The organism is Micromonospora sp. WMMD723 (assembly GCF_049863385.1).
Taxonomy (GTDB): domain Bacteria; phylum Actinomycetota; class Actinomycetes; order Mycobacteriales; family Micromonosporaceae; genus Micromonospora; species Micromonospora wenchangensis.
This window is the reverse complement of the sequence record NZ_JBMKNR010000001.1, coordinates 6,948,922-6,964,977: the sequence shown is the minus strand read 5'-3', so window position 1 is coordinate 6,964,977 and position 16,056 is coordinate 6,948,922. Positions and strand designations below refer to the sequence as shown.

The window sequence follows — 16,056 nt, the reverse complement described above, 5'->3', positions numbered from 1 at the left end:
TCGGCGAATCCTGCTCGACTCGCTGCCGGGCGGCACGGTTCGCTGGTGGCCGAGGCCGGCGCCGTGCGTGGTCTCGGCCACGGTCGCCACGAGGTCACCTTCGCCGACGGCTCGACCGTGGAGACGGAGATCCTGGTCGGCGCGGACGCCGCCTGGTCACGGATGCGGACCCTGGCGTGGGGCCGGCCACCAGCACGGTGACCGGCCTTCGTCATGCCCCGCGACCCGCCAACGGCAGGAATTCACTCGCGCGGGAGGCGCGGCAACCGGTGTGGCTGCCGATACACTACGGCGCCCCGAGCGAGACCGCGACGGCGTACACCGTCCGATGTGGACGACCATCCGAGGGGGACGCCGCGTGCCGTGGGAGTTGGAGATCCACACGATCGACATCGGTGTGGGCGAGGCCAGCCTGATCATCGCCGAGGATCCGGCGGTACCCGGCTCGCGCCGGTCGATCCTGATCGACGGCGGGCTGTCGGCGGCCGCGGCTCTGACACACCAGTATGTCGTCGCCACCCTGCCGCCCGGGACCGGTCCGGATGTCCTGCTGGTCACCCACTACGACAAGGACCATTCACACGGGATCTCCAGCCTCCTGTTCGGCGACAACCTTGCCGTCCTGTGTGACGTCGTTGTAGGAGCGACGGTCGGGGCACTGGTCGGCGGTGGTGCGGCGCTCACGCAGCAGGAGGCCGCGGCCAAGGCTGCCTGCGCGACGGTCGGCATCCTGTACGGATCGTGGGGGGTCAACGTCAACTCCATCGACGCGACGGTGAACGCCCTCACCGCAGCGAACGTCAGCCTGTTGAACCCGGTTCAGGCCGCCGAGCGGGGAGTGGCCAGGGCGGAGGCGGTTGGGGGCGGCTGGGGCGGCCACGTCACGTTGATCACCAGCAAGGCTTGGCGCAGGGACGCCGGTCTGGCGGCCGGCGCGGCCGTGGCAGCCCTGCTCGCCATGGCGAATCCACCGACCGTCGCCCAGGTGCGTGCAGCGGTCGCGGCCGCCGTGTTCCCGGCACTGGCACGGACGGTCCCGAACGACGGACGGTTCGACACGGGCGGAATCTACCGCAACACGCGGGTTGTCGACATCGGTGATGCGCGCACCGCGCCCGCCCCGTATGCGAAAGCGGTCGCGGGCGAGCTGATGAACGGCACGTCGGTGCACCTGCAGATACCCGGCGTGAACCGGCAGCGGACCGGCTTCGCTCCGACGCTGGGCGATGAGCTGTTCTGGAACGGCGTCGCGCCCCCGGTGGCCCCCGCCAACGCCCCGTACGCAGTTCTGGTCTCGGGTCCGGTACCGCATTCCGGGGCGATCGCCAGCGTGTGGCAGGGGGTGGGTGTGGCGCCGCAGGTCATCCACGCCGGGCAGCTCGACAACAGGATGAGCATCGGCCTGGTCGTACAGTTCAACGACTTCCGCTACTTCACCGCCGGCGACCTGCCCCTGGAGAGCGAGGATCAGCTGGCGATGGCGCTGATGGTGGCGGGCCAGCCGCTGCCGAACGGTGCCGGCGGCCTGCTGCCGGCGCTGGCGGCACCGCCCTGGGTGACGGCCTTCAAGGCCAGCCACCACGGTGCGGACACGTCCACCAGCGACAACTTCCTGAACTTCCTGGGACCGAAGACCGCGATCATCTCCTGCGGCCGCGAGTACGGACACCCGTTCCAGGAGGTGATCGACCGGCTGGAAGATCCCAACGCCACTATCGAGTTCTACTTCCTGACGAACTGCCGCTATCCCAGGGTAGGCATCCGGGCATCGCCGGCAGCTGACAGAGGCCCGGCCCGGGTGCCGGGGCCTGCGTACGAACAGAACGTCCCACACAACTGGTCACGTATCTCGGGCGACAACAACGACAACAACGGTGCCCTCGGTCGGGACAGGGGCAATATCGTCCTGCGGATCAACCAGGCGGGCAGCACCGCGATGGTGGGGAACCGGACGTACACCACGACGTACTGGGAGCACTATCCGACGGCCATGGCCGTCGCGGGTCCGACCGTGGTGACGACCCAGTGGTGAGCACGCCGCGCCGGCTCGCGGCCGCGTGGAGATGGAGCGCGGCGTGAGCGACCTGGACGCGTTGTACCGGCACCTGGAGTCGATGGGGCGCACGGTCACCCTCGCCGCGGACGACTCCGCACTGCCCGTGCAGCTGGCCGAGTTCCTGCGCACGATGCCGAACGGCGTCCTCAAGTTGATTGCGGGCGACGACGGGATCAGCCTGTCCGGGCAGGTGCTCACCATCGCCGGCGGCACCTCGGCGTCCTGGCCGATCGAGGGTCTCGGCCCGGCGGGTGCCGGCCCGGTGCGCCTGACCCACGCCTCGGTCACCCTGACCGGCCCTGCCAGTACTGGCAGCACTGCCGGCCTTACGGTGAGCGGCGCGGGGTCCGGCGTCCTGGACCTCGACGGGCCGGTCGCGGTGACGCTGGTGTCGATCCGGGAGCAGTCCGCCGTCGGCACCGTAGCGGCCTGGCGGCTCGGCGTGCCCGCGACGACACGGCTACCGCTGCCCACGTTGCTGGCTCTCGGCGTCGGTGGGAGCGATCGGGCCGCGGTCCTGCCGGTCCCGCCGCAGACGTTGGTCGGCACGGCCTCGGTCGAGCCCTCGCAGCTGCACCTGACCTTCTACCCGGGCCGGGCACACCGGCCGCAACTGGTGTTCACCGCAAGCCTGCCCGACGCCCGGTGGACGGTCGTACCCTCGGTCCTGGCGTTCGACCACGTCACCGTTCGCGGTGACGTCGGCCCGGCCCAGTACCAGATCATGCTCGGCAGCCTCGTCACGATCGGGGACCTGCCGGTCGAGGTCGCCATCGGGGTGGCCCCGGGCAGGCGGTGGACCGCTTCGCTGCAGCCGTCCGGGACGACGGCCTTCCCCGGCCTGGCCGCACTGGCCGGATGGCTCGGTGGGGCGCAGCGCGGCACGGCGGCGGCAGGTGAACTGGCCTCGCTGCGTGGCGACGGACCAGGACTGGGCGTCGGCGGGCTGGACGCGGCGATCCGCAAGGTCACCATGACGTTCGACGCCGCGACCGGGCAGCTGCCGTCGGTGCAGGTCGTCAGCCTGCTGACCCTCGGTGCGCTGCGGTTGGACGTCGCGGCGAGCCTGCCGGGCCTGGAGATAACGGGGCAGCTGTATGAGCAGACGCCGGTCGGGGTGGCCGATCTGCTCGATTCGCTCGGGCTGCCCTCGGCGGACCTACCACGGGCGCTGACCGTCAGCGAAGCCTTCTTCCTGGCCCGGCCCCGGGCCGGGCAGTACGCGGTCGACCTCACGCTGAGCGACGTGTGGCAGATCGGCCCCGTCGCGCTGCGCCGGGTCTCGGTCGGCGTCGCCTACCAGTCGGCGTCGGGCCTGTCCGGGTACGTCGAGGCGGTGCTGAGCTTCGGGCTGTCGATCAACGTGCTGCTGCAGGCCGCGTACGAGGGGGCGGCCGAAGGCTGGCGGTTCGCCGGGTCGACCGGCGCCGGGGGCATCCTCCCGGTCGGCGACTTCCTCAGCTCCCTCGCCGCCGACTTCGGCATCACCGAGGTGCCCGACGTGCTGCGCCACCTCGCCCTCGTCGAGGTGGCGGCGAGTGTGACGACCGGCACCGGCGCCTTCACGTTCTCCTGCACCGGCGCCTTCACCGTGGCCGGCGCCCCGGCGCAGCTGCGCGTTGACGTCGCGCTCGACCCGGTGCCGGCGGACCAGCCGAGCGGGGCGGAACCGCCGGACCCGGCGACCACGGTCGGCACCGCAGGATTCACGGCCCGGTACAGCGCGACCCTGACGATCGGTCGGATGGCCTGCGCGGTGACGCTCAACCTGCGCGACGGCCGGAGCAGCACGAGCATCGACGCGCGCTGGACAGCCGACCCGCAGCAGTCCCCGTTGTCCCTCACCGACGTGGCTGCGGGCCTCGACCTGCCGGTGCCGGAGCTTCCGTCCGGGCTCGACCTGACGCTGACCGCCGCGGACCTGACCTACGACTCGACCTCCCGGCAGCTGATGATCGGCGCCCGGTCGGCGGCCCACGGCGCAGCGGTCTTCGTGGCGCTGCCCGCCGCACCGGACGCCGACGGGTCGACGCGGTATCTGGCCGCGGTGTCCGTCGGGGACCCGATCGGGCTGTCCGACCTGCCGGTGATCGGCGCCGCCCTCGGGGACGCCGGAAGCTGCGCGGTCGAGCAGCTCCAGGTGATCGTGTCCGACGCCCGGATTCTCCCGCAGACCGCGGTCGAGGCGAACGGGCTCATCCGGGAGGGCTGTCCGAGGTTCCCGGAGCAGGGCACAGCCGCGGCCCTCGCCTTCTCCGCCGTGCTGCGCTTCGGGGCGCAGCGCATCCCGATCGCCCTCGGCGCCGGCCAGGCCGCCGGACCCGGCACCCCCACGGATCCGGCGACCGCGCCGGTTGGTTCCACCGTCGGCCAGTCGTCCGGGCAGGGTGGCGTGGTCGCCGCCGCGCCGACCGACGCGGACGGCACCGTGTGGTTCACCGTGCAGAAGGCCTTCGGACCGGTCACCATCGCCCGGGTCGGCGCCCGGTACCGCGACGCGGCCCTCTGGTTCGTCCTGGACGGCTCGCTGGAGGCCGACGGCCTGTCCCTGGCCCTGCAGGGCGCCTCGATCGGGGTGCCGGTGGCCGGCTTCGTGCCGCGGTTCGACGTGCGCGGCCTGGCACTGTCCTACGTGAACGCGCCGCTGGCGATCCTCGGCGGGTTCACCTCGGTCCCGCCGACGGACGGTGCCACGTTCCGGTACGACGGCGGTGCCGCAGTTTCGATGCCGTCCTGGGGTGCGCTGGCCTACGGCTCGTACACCGAGGTCGACGGCGAACCGTCGATGTTCCTGTTCCTGCGGGCCGCCGGAACGTTCGGGGGTCCGCCCGCGTTCTCGGTCACCGCGCTGGCGGCGGGCTTCGGCTACAACTCCACGATCCGGCTGCCCGCGGTCACCGAGGTGGCCGGCTTCCCGCTGGTCGCCGGGCTCGGCGCGCAGGATGCGGACGGTTCACCGGCGCAGGCGCTGGCCGCCCTCACCGGAGGGCCGCAGCCCTGGCTCAGCCCTGCGCCGGGGCAGACCTGGCTGGCCGTAGGGGTGCGTTTCCACACGTACCGGCAGTTCGACACGACCGCCCTGCTGGCCGCCGAGTTCGGCAACGCGCTGACGGTCCTGCTGCTCGGCGTGACCACGGCCCGCTTCCCGTCGACCGGTACGGCCCGCCCGTACGCGCAGCTGCAGCTCGAGCTCCGTAGTGTGCTGCGGCCCGGCGAGGGGATCGTCGCCCTGTCCGCGGCGCTGACCCGCAATTCGTACCTGCTCGACCCGGCCTGCGTCCTCACCGGCGGCTTCGCGTTCTACGCCTGGTTCGGTGAGCACCGCAACGCCGGCGACTTCGCGGTCACCATCGGCGGCTACCACCCCGCGTTCGATGCGCCGAAGCACTACCCGGTCGTACCACGGGTCGGCTTCACCTGGTCGTTGGACGCGGCGGTACGCATCTCCGGCACCGCCTACTTCGCGCTGACCCCGTCGGCGATCATGGCCGGCGGGACGCTGGACGTGCGCTATCACGACGGCAGCCTGACCGCCTGGTTCACCGCCCAGGCCGATCTGCTGGTCGCGTGGACGCCGTTTCGGTTCCGGACCCGGATCGGGGTCAGCGTCGGGATCGAGTACACGGCGAACCTGCTGTTCACGGCGAAGACCCTGCACCTGGAGGCGGGCGCGGAGCTGGAGCTGTGGGGTCCGCCGACCGGCGGGACGGTCACCGTCCGGCTGTGGGTCGTCACCTTCACGGTGGCCTTCGGCGCGGCGGCTGACACCGCCGATCCGGCGGTGACCCGGCTGGACTGGGCCGGGTTCCAGGAACTGCTGCCGGCCGCCCCGGCGAGCACGACTTTCACTGTGGCGGCCGGACTGGCCGCGCCGCAGACCGGCTCGGCCGCCTCGACCGGCTCGGCCGCCTCGACCGGCTCGACCGGCTCGGCTGCTTCGACTGACCCAGCCGGGCCGGAGCCCTGGCCGGTGCGCGCCGACGGCTTCGCCGTGACGCTGCGCAACGCGGTGCCGGTCAGCCGGGTGCTGCTCGGCTCCACGACACAGACCGTGGCCGTGTCCGGGCCGCCGGTGGACGTCAGGCCCCTGGGCCGCACCGGCCTGACGGTGCGGCAGCGGGTGACGCTACGGCGCACGGCCGGCGGGCCGGCCGGCGAGATCGACCTGACCGCGAGCGGCTGGCACGCTGCCGGCGTCACCTCGGACGTTCCCACGGCGCTGTGGGGCGCCGGTGACGGTTCGACCCTCGACCCCGGCGACGCGCAGTTGGTCCCTGATCGGCTGACCGGCCTGACCCTCACCGCACCGCCTGCGGTCGCGGGGTGGACCGGTGGCTCGGTCGACGCGGCCGGGACCCTCGGCGTCGCACGGATCACGGCCGACAATGCGCTGCCGCTGACCGCCGCCGCCGAGCCGGTCGGCGCGGTGGCGACGCACTCGGGCGCGGTCGGCGCGATCGCGGCGCAGATCGCCGGCCCGGCCGCGAAGGCGGCGCGCGCCGCGCTGTTCGCCGCGCTCGGCATCCTCGACGCCGCGCCAGCGGCCGACGGCCCGGTCGACGCCTTCGCGGCGGACGCCGGGACGCTGTTCACCGACGAGCCGATGCTGACCGGGACCGCGCCCTGAACGGGCCGGCCCGGCGACCCAGTGTGAGAGAGGAACGTCGATGAGCGAGCCGCTGCCGCCGGGCTCCGTGCAGTTCTACGACGGGTACCGCCCGGGTCTGGACGCGGGGACCTACGAGCTGTCAGCCGTGCAGAGCGTCGACGGTGTGGACACCGCAGCGTACTTCGGGCCGCGCACCCAGACGTTCACCGTCGATGCCCCGCGCTTCGTGCTCGACGCCGGCGACGTCGGCGAGGTGTACCCACCGGCGAACAGCTCCGGCGACTTCGGCGCCACCCTGCCCTCGATCGTCCTCAACCGGCGCACCCTGCCCTGGGAACGGCACCTCGACGCCGACTCGGGCGACAGTGCCGAGCCCTGGCTGGCGCTGCTGGTGCTGCGCGCCGACGAGTTGCCGCCCGGCCCGGCGCTGCACACGGGGACCGTCGCGCAGTTCCTGGACGCCTCCGACCCCCACGAACGTCCACCGGCCATCGCCGCCGACACGCTGTCGGCGCAGGTCCTCGCGACGCAGATGACCAGCCTGAGCCTGCACCGGCGGCTGTTCACCGCCATCGCACCGGCCGCCGGTGAGGCGCGGCTGCTGGCACACGTACGGCGCACGGACACCGCGTCCCGCGCGGCTGGGCAGGCGGACCGGGACGGCTGGCACGCCGTCGTCGTCGCCAACCGCCGGCCCACCCCGCCGCCCGGCAGCGGCGGCACCGGTTCGGCCCACCTCGCCTGCCTGGTCTCGCTCGAAGGTCTCGCCGTCGACCTGCCGGGTGTGGGCGGCGCCCCGGCGGACGGTGGGGATGTCCGGCTGCGGCTGGCGGTGCTCGCGTCGTGGTCGTTCACGTCGAACCCGGCCGGCGGCGGTGACATCGGCCGGCTGCTGGCCGGTCTGGCCCCTGCCGCGTCCGCCGGGCCCGAGGCGCTCCTGCCGCGGATCCCGGTGCCGCCGTCCGCACCGCCGTCCGCGGCGCTGACCCGGCTTCGGCAGGGCTTCGCGGCGCTGGACTACCGGCTGCCCACCGGCGAGCAGACCTTCGCCTGGTACCGGGGGCCGTTCACCCCGTACCCGGCACAGCCGCTGCCCGGCCCGACCGACGGCACCCCGCACTACGCGACCGCCTCCGAGGTGACCATCTACTCGCAGTCCGACGGCGTCTTCGACGTCTCCTACGCGGTCGCGTTCGAGGCCGGCCGGCTCGCGGCGCTGGCCGACCGTGGCTTTGCCGTGGCGATGGTCAACGCCCGCCGTTCGGCGTTCCAGATCGTGACCAAGCTCCAGGCCCGGGCGGGCTCGCCGCTGTTCGCCAACCTCAGGCCGGTGTCGCCGGTGCCGCCTGCTCCCATGCCGCCACCCGGTCCGCAGGTGAGCGCCGCCGACCTGCTCGCCGTCCGCAGCCGCAACGCGTTCGGGGAACTGCTGGCCGGTGGCATGGGCGACCAGCTGACCTCGGCACTCACCGGTCCACCCGCACCACCGAGCCCACCCGCACCGCCGAGCCCACCGATGGCGGTGTCGCCGGGCACCGCCGCCGCAGCGGTCATCGCGGGCCTGCTGCCACCACCGTCGGCGCTGTACCTCGGCGGCGGTAACTTCGACGAGGGCGTCGATGTGGCATACCTGTCTCCGGCCGAGGCGGCCGAGCCGCCGGTCCCGCCGCGACCGTCCGACCCGGACCTGCCGACCGGCTTCGTCCCCGGCCGACCGGCTGGCCCGGCCGCCCCGGCTGGCCCGGCCGGGACGGGCTCGACCCGGTCGAGCAACTGCGATACCTGCTCTCCCGCACCGACGTCCGGGACCTGCTCGCCGACCACGCGCGCGGCCCGGCCGCCGACCCGGCCACCGGCTGGCTGGCCGAACTGGCACTGCTGCACCAGATCCCGTTCCGGCACCTGATCCCGGACGAGCGCATGCTGCCGGTCGAGTCGATGCGGTTCTTCTACCTCGACAGCGGCTGGATCGCGGCCCTGATCGACGGTGCGCTGAGCATCGGCGTCGAAGGCAGCCGCGACCTGGAGCTGCACCAGGCGATGAGCCGGCCGCTGGTCGAGGTCGTCGCGGCGAAGGTGGGTGCGGTACGCGCGGACCACCGCACCCGGCCGGACCTGGCGGTACCCACCGGCGGGGCCGAGGTCGCCGGGGCCGCTGCCGCCACGGCGGCCGGCCTGGCCACCCCGCCCACGCCCCCCACCCCGACCACACCGCAGGGGCCGCCCGGTTCCGGGGGCCTGCCGGACATTCCCGGCAGGCCGGACCGTCCCGACCCCGGCCCCGACGCCATCCCCCTGTCGCAGCAGCGCACGGGACTGCTGCTGCGCTCGGCCGTGGTCGCCGGCTGGCCCGGCCTGGCCGTCGAGGCCAGCGCCGGCGGCCGGCGGGTGCCGCTGCTGCGGCTGGACCGGCTCTCCGACACCGTGCTGCTGGCGCTGTTCGACAGCGTGCCGGACACGGTGACGCTGACCGAACCATGGCACGGCCTGCACTTCGGCTTCGACGGCGGCGATGGCAACGACGAAGGTGGCGGTGGCGGGCTGGTTCTGCGCCGGCCCGACGGCACCCAGCTCAACGCCCGGTTCCCGGCCGCCGGTCAGCCCGGCCTGCACGCCGCCTTCACCCGCCCGGGTGATCCGTCGGTCCTGCGGGTGCGGGACCTCGCTGACGCCCTGCAGGCCCGCCTGGGGGAACTGCTGCCCGGCACCGCGGTACCGATGGGTTCCGCTCTGTTCGCCACCGAACTCCTCGCGTCGGCGCATCAGCTCACCTTCCACCACACCGCCCCAGTGCCGAGAGAGACGTGAGCCCGGTGGACACCACCCTGCTGGTCCCGATCCAGCTTCAAGCCCTCCAGGTCAACCCGGGTGTGCGCGCTCAGGGCTTCCGGCGGTGGCGGATGGACTACACCCAGCTGCCCGGCTTCGGTTCGCCCGAACCCGACGCGTTCGCCGAGCCCCGGCTGGACTGGGCCGGTGACGCCGACAGCGACGGCGTGCACCTGCAGTGGGTCCTGCCCGCCGCGATGCGCACCGGGCACCACGACGCGGCGGGCGGCACGACGGCATATCCGCTGGTGCCGAACCGCTGGCTGGTCGTCCGCAGCGCGACGCGAACGGATCGGGCACCCGGCGACCGGGTCCGGAGCCGAGGGTGGGTCGTCGAGAGCGACCACCTCGGTTCGGACGGAGCCTCGCCGTACCTCGACCCGACGGCCCGGACGCCGACGCCGACCCGGATCGGCCGGGTGCTGCCCCTGGCGGGTTGGCGCGAGCCGGCCGAGCGTCCGGTGCCGTTCCTGACCGCGGTCGCACCCGGCAACATCACGTTCGCCGCCTATCAGCCGCACGCCGTCGGGGTGTTCTCGCTGCACGATCCGGCCGACGACGTCGAGGACGGGTCCACGCTGTCCTACGTGGTCGTCGGCTGGTACGCCGACCCCGCGTCGGACCTACTGGCCCCGGCACGCCAGCCCGCCGGCCTCGCCGCCCGGCTGGCCGAGCTGGGCTGGTCCGCCGGCCCGGACCCGGCCGGGCGCGTCGCCGGCACGACCGTCTGCCACGGCGCGATCCGCGCCCTGGCCTACTCGCGGACGTTCGCCGCGCCGCGCCCGGCCCCGACCGCGATGGCCGTCGGCAACACCTCCGTCGACGCCGTGTCCGCCCTCATCCGCGACCGGGCCGCCCGGCAGCCCGACGCCGGACTCGACCCGGACCTGCTCGAAGCCTTCCAGTACGACCTGCTGCACACCCTCGACGACCCGGACGGCCCGGCGCTGCTCGCCACCCGCATCCACGACGCCTGGTTCACGGCGCGCCCCGGCGGATCGGTGTGGCAGGTCGTCGCGGCGCAGCCCGACGGCGACGGGCCGTCGGCCGAGCCGGGCACCGCCGACCCGGACTGGCTCGCCGAGCTGAACCGGGCGCAGGCCCGCTACGATCTCGCCGCCCGCCGGCTGGCCGCGCTGCAACGCGAGCTGTACGAGCTGTGGTGGAAGCGCGGCCGGTACAACGCCCTGCACTACCGTCCCGAGGGCCTGACCGACGACCGGTTCGCCGCCGAGCTCGACCCTGGCCGGCCGGAGAGCCTGGCTGGCCGCGTCGCGGCGCTGCGCCGGGAGGTCCAACGGGCCCGGACGGACGTGCCGTGGGGCACCTCGCAGCAGGAGCTGGCGGCCGCGATGGACGCCTACACCGCGCGGCACCCACTGCCCCCGCGCACCGTGCTCAAGCGCGCCGACCTGCCGTCGTTCCGCAGCGCGGCCGACCCGGTGGTGGTGATCGCGGGCGTACGGGCGGGCACGTTCGACGAGAACCTCGGCACCGGCGCGGACGGGCTGCTGCCGTGCCGCTTCGCCGATCAGCTGGTCACGGCGCTGACCCTGCCGCTGGCCGGGCTGGTCGGACCGGACGGCCGGCTGCCGGACGGCTCGGTGCCCGGCCCGATCCCGCCGCCCGGAGTGCAGATCCCGGTGAACGCGAGCGACGTCGTGGGCGCGCCGGGGATCGTGCCCCTCACCGAGCAGCACGGCGGGGTCCCGGTGGCAGCGGCGTTCGTCGCCCTTCAGACGGAGGCGTACCTCCTCGACCCGGCCCACGCCGCCGAGGTCGCCGCCATCGCCGCCGAGCGGGTGGGGTTGCCGTGGGCGATCCCCGAGCTGACCGCCGCCGCCGAGCAACTCATGGCGGCCGGCTCCGGCGTGACCGGGACACCGCCGGCGATCCTGCCGCAGCGCTGGTCGCAGCCCTGGGCACCGCTGTTCCTGGAATGGCAGACGACCTACTACCCACTGCCGCTGGACACCTTGTGGACCTTCGACGGGACCTCGTACGACGCGAGCTGGCGCACCACCTGGACGTACCCCGGACCCCAACCCGGGCAGACTCCCGGGCACCCGTTCAGCATCAGCGGCCGCAGTCTGCTGACACCGCAGCCTTCGGCCACCTTCAAGGCCCGCCTGGACACCTACCTGACCACGCTGGCCGAGCCCACGCGGACCGCGCTGTCGTCCTTCGCCGCCTCCGTCGACGCGTGGGACCTGCTGTCCCAGGCCCTGAGCGGCTTCAACGAGAAGTTGGCCCTGCGTGATCCGGCGAGCCTGCGCACCCCGGACGCCGCCGACGTGGACCCGGTGACCGGCCTGAGCATCGCCGAGCTGATCGGCGGCGGCGGTGTCGCGATGCCGATGGTTGACGGGCCGGTGACCTACGGCCCGCCCGAGCCCGGCGGGTTCCAGGCCCTACGCGCCGGCCAGTTCGCCTTCACGCAGGTCAGGGTGGTCGACCAGTTCGGGCAGAGCCTCGACGTATACGACATCAATTCCGCCGGCGCGCTCACCCCGACCATCGCGCAGGGGCTGGTGCCGCAGCAGCCGATCAACACCGGGGTGGCGACCTTCATCCAGCTGCCGCCGCGGCTGCTGGAGCCGGCGCGGCTCGACGTCGGCTTCGCACCGGGCGGACCCGGTCGACCGAGCCGACCGGGCGAGGACGCCCCGGCCGCCGCCGACGTGGTGTGCGCCTGGATAGTGCCCAGCCCGCTCGACGAGGCCCTGGCCTGCTACGCCCCGGACGGCACCGCCTTGGGCGAGCTGACCGAGACGGCCGGCCTGACCGGGCCGCAGATCTCGTGGCTGCCCGCCCCGGGCTCGGCCTGCCCCACCCTCGACCTGCTCACCGGGAACTTCCCGGTGCTGGCCGGTTTCCTGCGCGGCCTGACCGTAGCCGGCCCGGCGGCCTTCGCCGACCTGCTGCGCACCGTCGACGCCACGCTGTGGACCATCGACCCGCCCGGCGGCGGCGACGAGACCTACCTGGCGGCCCTGGCCGGCCGCCCGCTCGCCCTGGTCTGTGCCACGCTGCACGGCAGGTCGGCCCGGCCGCCGCGCACCGACCCGCAGTGGCCACACACCTTCGACCCGGTCCCGTCGCCGGTGTCCGCCCACGCCTTCGGAGTGCGGGTCGGCGACGCGGCGCTGCGCGGCGACGGCCTGATCGGTTACCTTTCCGTCCCGGACGGCGGGCACTTCCAGGCGGCCTACCGGCCGGCCGGCCTGATCACCGACTACGTCCGGCCGATCGGCCCGGACTCGTTCCCGGCGGTCAGGTTCGATGACGCGTCACGCACCGACCTCATCGTGCTGATGGACCCCCGGCTGCCCGTCCACCTGGTCACCGACATCCTGCCGGTGACGACCCTGACCCTGCCGCAACGCATGGTCGCCGACGCGATGGTGGCAATGGCGCTGACCGTCCGCTTCGGCCCGCTCCTGACCGACCTGCAACCCTCGGCCGCGGGGCCCGCGATCGTGCTTCCCCGGCCGCCGCAGGTGGACGGCACCTGGTCCTGGTCCGAACGGGACGGTGTCGGCATCACCACCTTCGACATCGCCCCGGCCGACGGCGTCGCCCGCTTCCCCGGCACCCCACCGACGGTACGCAGCGGCTGGCTGCGGCTGCACGGCGGCGTGCGCCCGCCGCAGTAGCGACGGGCACAGCCGGCTCGGCTCCTGCTGGAACCGAGCGGGGAGGACTGAGCCTGCGGACGATCGGTGACGGCCGGCCTGAGGGCGTTGGACCTTGCTGCCCAGCGCCCTCACCTGCCGAGATTTCCCCCGACCGTCTCACGGAGGGTCGGGGACGGGCTGGCACAGGTCAGGAGCCACCTGGCCACTGACCTGCACATCCGTCACGGTGTGCCATCGTCGGGCAGGTACCGGTTGGGCGGCTGGATCTCTGGGGGTCCTCGGCCTGGCGACGCTCCCGGCCCACGTCACCGTCGACATCGGGACCGGGTCGGTCGCCGCCGCGGCTGCGATGGCTGCGGCCGGTGCCGTCGGCGTGACCATGGAGGACGCGATGGGTCCGGCCGCGGCGCACGCGGCACCGGTCCGGTCGGTGAAGCGGGAAGTGCCGGATCTGTTCGTCAACGCCCGCACCACCGCGCCGACCGTCCCCGCAGGTCGGCACGCGTCGGGCACCGGCGGCTGGGCCGACCGGGTGAGAGGCGTCGGTGCGGGGGCCGGCCGCTCGGTGCCGCCCCGCCGGTGTCGCGGCCGTGGACCTCGGCCGCCGGTACGTCAGACGGCGTTGGTGCGGCCGTGGAGCACGCCGTCGATGATGCCGGCGAGGCCTTGCCGCAGATATTCGCGGGACACCAGCCCGCTCCACTCCATGGCGAGCGAGGCCAGGTGGGGGTAATCGTCGGCGGGCAGGGTGGTGAGTAGCTGATGGCGGCGCGACGACTGGTCCTGCCGGCGAGCCCCCACGTTGACCATCAGTTCGCCAGCCACGAAGTTCCAGAGAAGCTGGTAGAGCTCGACCGCCTCCTGCCGGCCGAGACCGCACCGGCTGGCCGCCTCCAGCAGGTGCTCGACCATCGGCAGCGTGACGACGGCGACAAGGTCGTGCGATCCGAGGATCTCGTCGAGCCACGGGCAGCCGTCGAGCAGGTGGTGCAGGTGCAGTGCTGCGGCGAGGAGGTAGTCGCGGGGCTCGGCAGGGAAGTCGGGCAGTGGTGTGCTCTCGGTCTTGGTGGCCAGCAGCATCAGTAGCAGCGCGTCCCGGTCGCGGACGTAGTGGTACAGGGCCATGGGGGTGGTCTTGAGTTCACGCGACAAGCGGCGCATCGAGAGGTGTTGCACGCCCTCCTCGTCGACGATGGCCTGCGCCTTTTCCAAGATCATTTCCTGGGATATGCGGGCAGGTCGACCCATCTTGGCGCGACGGATGGGGGAGGTGGGCTGCAAGGCGGCTCCTTGGCGTCAGGGGGGTGGCGGTGGTTCCACCCCGCGGCGTATAGTTATCGTACGCGTATAACTTGTCTGTAAGAAAACACCGAGGGAGTGCGTATGGCTCAGACGGAGCCGAGAAGGGGTGGCGCGCTGGCTGCGGTTGCCCTGGCGCAGTTCATGGTCACCCTGGACATGACAATCGTTAATGTCGCGCTGCCTTCGCTCGATGCTGATCTCGGCTTCGGAGAGACTCAGCTGCCCTGGGTCGTCAACATCTACGCCCTGCTGTTCGGCGGCTTCCTCATGCTCGGCGGCCGCGCGGCCGACCTGTTCGGCCAGCGCCGCCTGCTGCTGAGCGGCACGGTGCTCTTCGCGTTCGCCTCGCTGATGGGTGGCCTGGCGCAGGCGCCGTGGCAGCTGATCGTGGCCCGGGCCCTGCAGGGCGCGGGCGCCGCCATGATGGCGCCGGCCGCCCTCGCCGTGCTCACGCTGACCCAGCGTGAGGGCCGGGAACGCATCCGTGCCCTGGGCGTCTACGCTGCGGTCTCGGCTGTGGGCGGTGCGGCCGGGGTGCTCAGTGGCGGCCTGCTCACCGAGTACGCGGGTTGGCGGTGGGTGATGCTGGTCAACGTGCCGATGGCCGCCTGCGTCCTCCTGCTCGCCCTGGCGAGCGTGCCGGGTGGGTTGCTCAGCGCTCCGCTCGGTCGGAAGCTGGACATCGGTGGCGCGGTGCTGGTCACCGCTGGTGTGAGCACCCTGGTGCTCGGGCTCGTCCGCACCGAACAGCATGGCTGGGCTTCGACCACGACCCTGCTCACCCTCGGTGCGGCCGTGCTGCTGCTCGTGCTTTTCGTGCTGTGGGAGAACCGGGGTGTCAAGGGCGACCCGCTCGTGCGGCTCGGCCTGCTCGCCAAGCGCAATGTCGCCGGTGCCAACCTCTTCATCCTGCTGCTCTGCGCGGGTCAGTTCGCGGCCTTCTACTTCATCTCGCTCTATCTGCAGGAGGTGCTGCGCTTCGACGCGGCGCGCGCCGGTGCCGCCTTCCTACCGCTGACGCTCACCGTGGTGGTGGCGATCAACATCTCGACCCGGTTGCTTCCCCGGACCGGTCCCAGGGCGCTGCTGGTGGCTGGTGGCCTGCTCGCCGCGGTTGGCTTCGCCTGGTTCGGGGCGCTCGACGTCGACGGCAGCTTCGTGGCCGACCTGCTGGGCCCCTCGATCCTCACCGGCCTGGGCATGGGCATCTCGTTCGTGCCGCTGACCGGAGCCGCAGTCGGTGGTCTGCCCCGGCACGAGGCCGGCATGGCCTCGGCCGTACTCAACAGCTCCCGTCAGATCGGCGGTGCCCTCGGCCTGGCCGCCCTGGTCACCGCGCAGGCCACGTACACGGCCCACCGCCGTGCCGCCGGTGACCCGCCGCTGGACGCGCTGACCGATGGATTCGGCGTCGGCCTCACACTGTCGGGCGCGCTGCTGTTCGTCGCCGCCCTCGTGGCACTGTTCGTTCTCCCTGGAAAGCGGGCCGCCGGCCTTCCGGCCGGTGGGCCGACGGTCCGGCGCGGCGCCGCGTCGTCTTCCCCCGAGACGACGACTGCGCCCGCCGGGCCGCTCTCGGACCGTGCTGCCTCACCCCTCAGCGAATCGAGGTGACGACTCCG

Annotated in this window: 8 protein-coding genes; 7 read left to right on the top strand and 1 reads right to left on the bottom strand. The window is 73.3% G+C overall.

From position 1 onward, the window contains the following. The first annotated feature begins 45 nt into the window (after positions 1-45). From ACN261_RS30005 to ACN261_RS29980, 6 genes are all read left to right on the top strand, one after another. Positions 46-201, top strand: coding sequence for a hypothetical protein (locus ACN261_RS30005; RefSeq protein ID WP_421483050.1), 156 nt, complete (start codon positions 46-48; stop codon positions 199-201). 157 nt (positions 202-358) lie between these two features. Then, complete coding sequence (locus ACN261_RS30000) at positions 359-2,032, top strand: hypothetical protein (RefSeq protein ID WP_425853426.1); 1,674 nt, start codon at positions 359-361, stop codon at positions 2,030-2,032. Between the two features lie 43 nt (positions 2,033-2,075). Next, positions 2,076-6,683, top strand: a complete 4,608-nt coding sequence (locus ACN261_RS29995) for a DUF6603 domain-containing protein (RefSeq protein ID WP_425853425.1) — start codon at positions 2,076-2,078, stop codon at positions 6,681-6,683. Positions 6,684-6,723: 40 nt separating this feature from the next. Continuing rightward, a complete protein-coding gene (locus ACN261_RS29990; RefSeq protein ID WP_421483046.1) occupies positions 6,724-8,571 on the top strand; it encodes a hypothetical protein in 1,848 nt (615 codons plus the stop codon). Positions 8,572-8,585: 14 nt separating this feature from the next. After that, complete coding sequence (locus ACN261_RS29985) at positions 8,586-9,473, top strand: hypothetical protein (RefSeq protein WP_425853424.1); 888 nt, start codon at positions 8,586-8,588, stop codon at positions 9,471-9,473. Positions 9,474-9,478: 5 nt separating this feature from the next. Next, on the top strand, positions 9,479-13,150 hold the full coding sequence (locus ACN261_RS29980; RefSeq protein ID WP_425853423.1) for a hypothetical protein: 3,672 nt from the start codon (positions 9,479-9,481) through the stop codon (positions 13,148-13,150). 594 nt (positions 13,151-13,744) lie between these two features. Here ACN261_RS29980 and ACN261_RS29975 read toward each other — a convergent pair. Then, on the bottom strand, positions 13,745-14,413 hold the full coding sequence (locus ACN261_RS29975; protein ID WP_363656068.1) for a TetR/AcrR family transcriptional regulator: 669 nt from the start codon (positions 14,411-14,413) through the stop codon (positions 13,745-13,747). Positions 14,414-14,515: 102 nt separating this feature from the next. On the opposite strand from ACN261_RS29975, the gene ACN261_RS29970 reads away from it, so the two are divergent. After that, positions 14,516-16,048: an MFS transporter gene (locus tag ACN261_RS29970; protein WP_363656070.1), complete on the top strand. Its 1,533-nt coding sequence runs from the start codon at positions 14,516-14,518 to the stop codon at positions 16,046-16,048. Positions 16,049-16,056 lie beyond the last annotated feature (8 nt).

What these genes read in the sequence shown, in the direction of transcription:
- ACN261_RS29990 (WP_421483046.1), top strand. Translation starts at nt 6,724, where the DNA reads ATGAGCGAGCCGCTGCCGCCGGGCTCCGTGCAGTTCTACGACGGGTAC.
- ACN261_RS29985 (WP_425853424.1), top strand. Translation starts at nt 8,586, where the DNA reads ATGCTGCCGGTCGAGTCGATGCGGTTCTTCTACCTCGACAGCGGCTGG.
- ACN261_RS29970 (WP_363656070.1), top strand. Translation starts at nt 14,516, where the DNA reads ATGGCTCAGACGGAGCCGAGAAGGGGTGGCGCGCTGGCTGCGGTTGCC.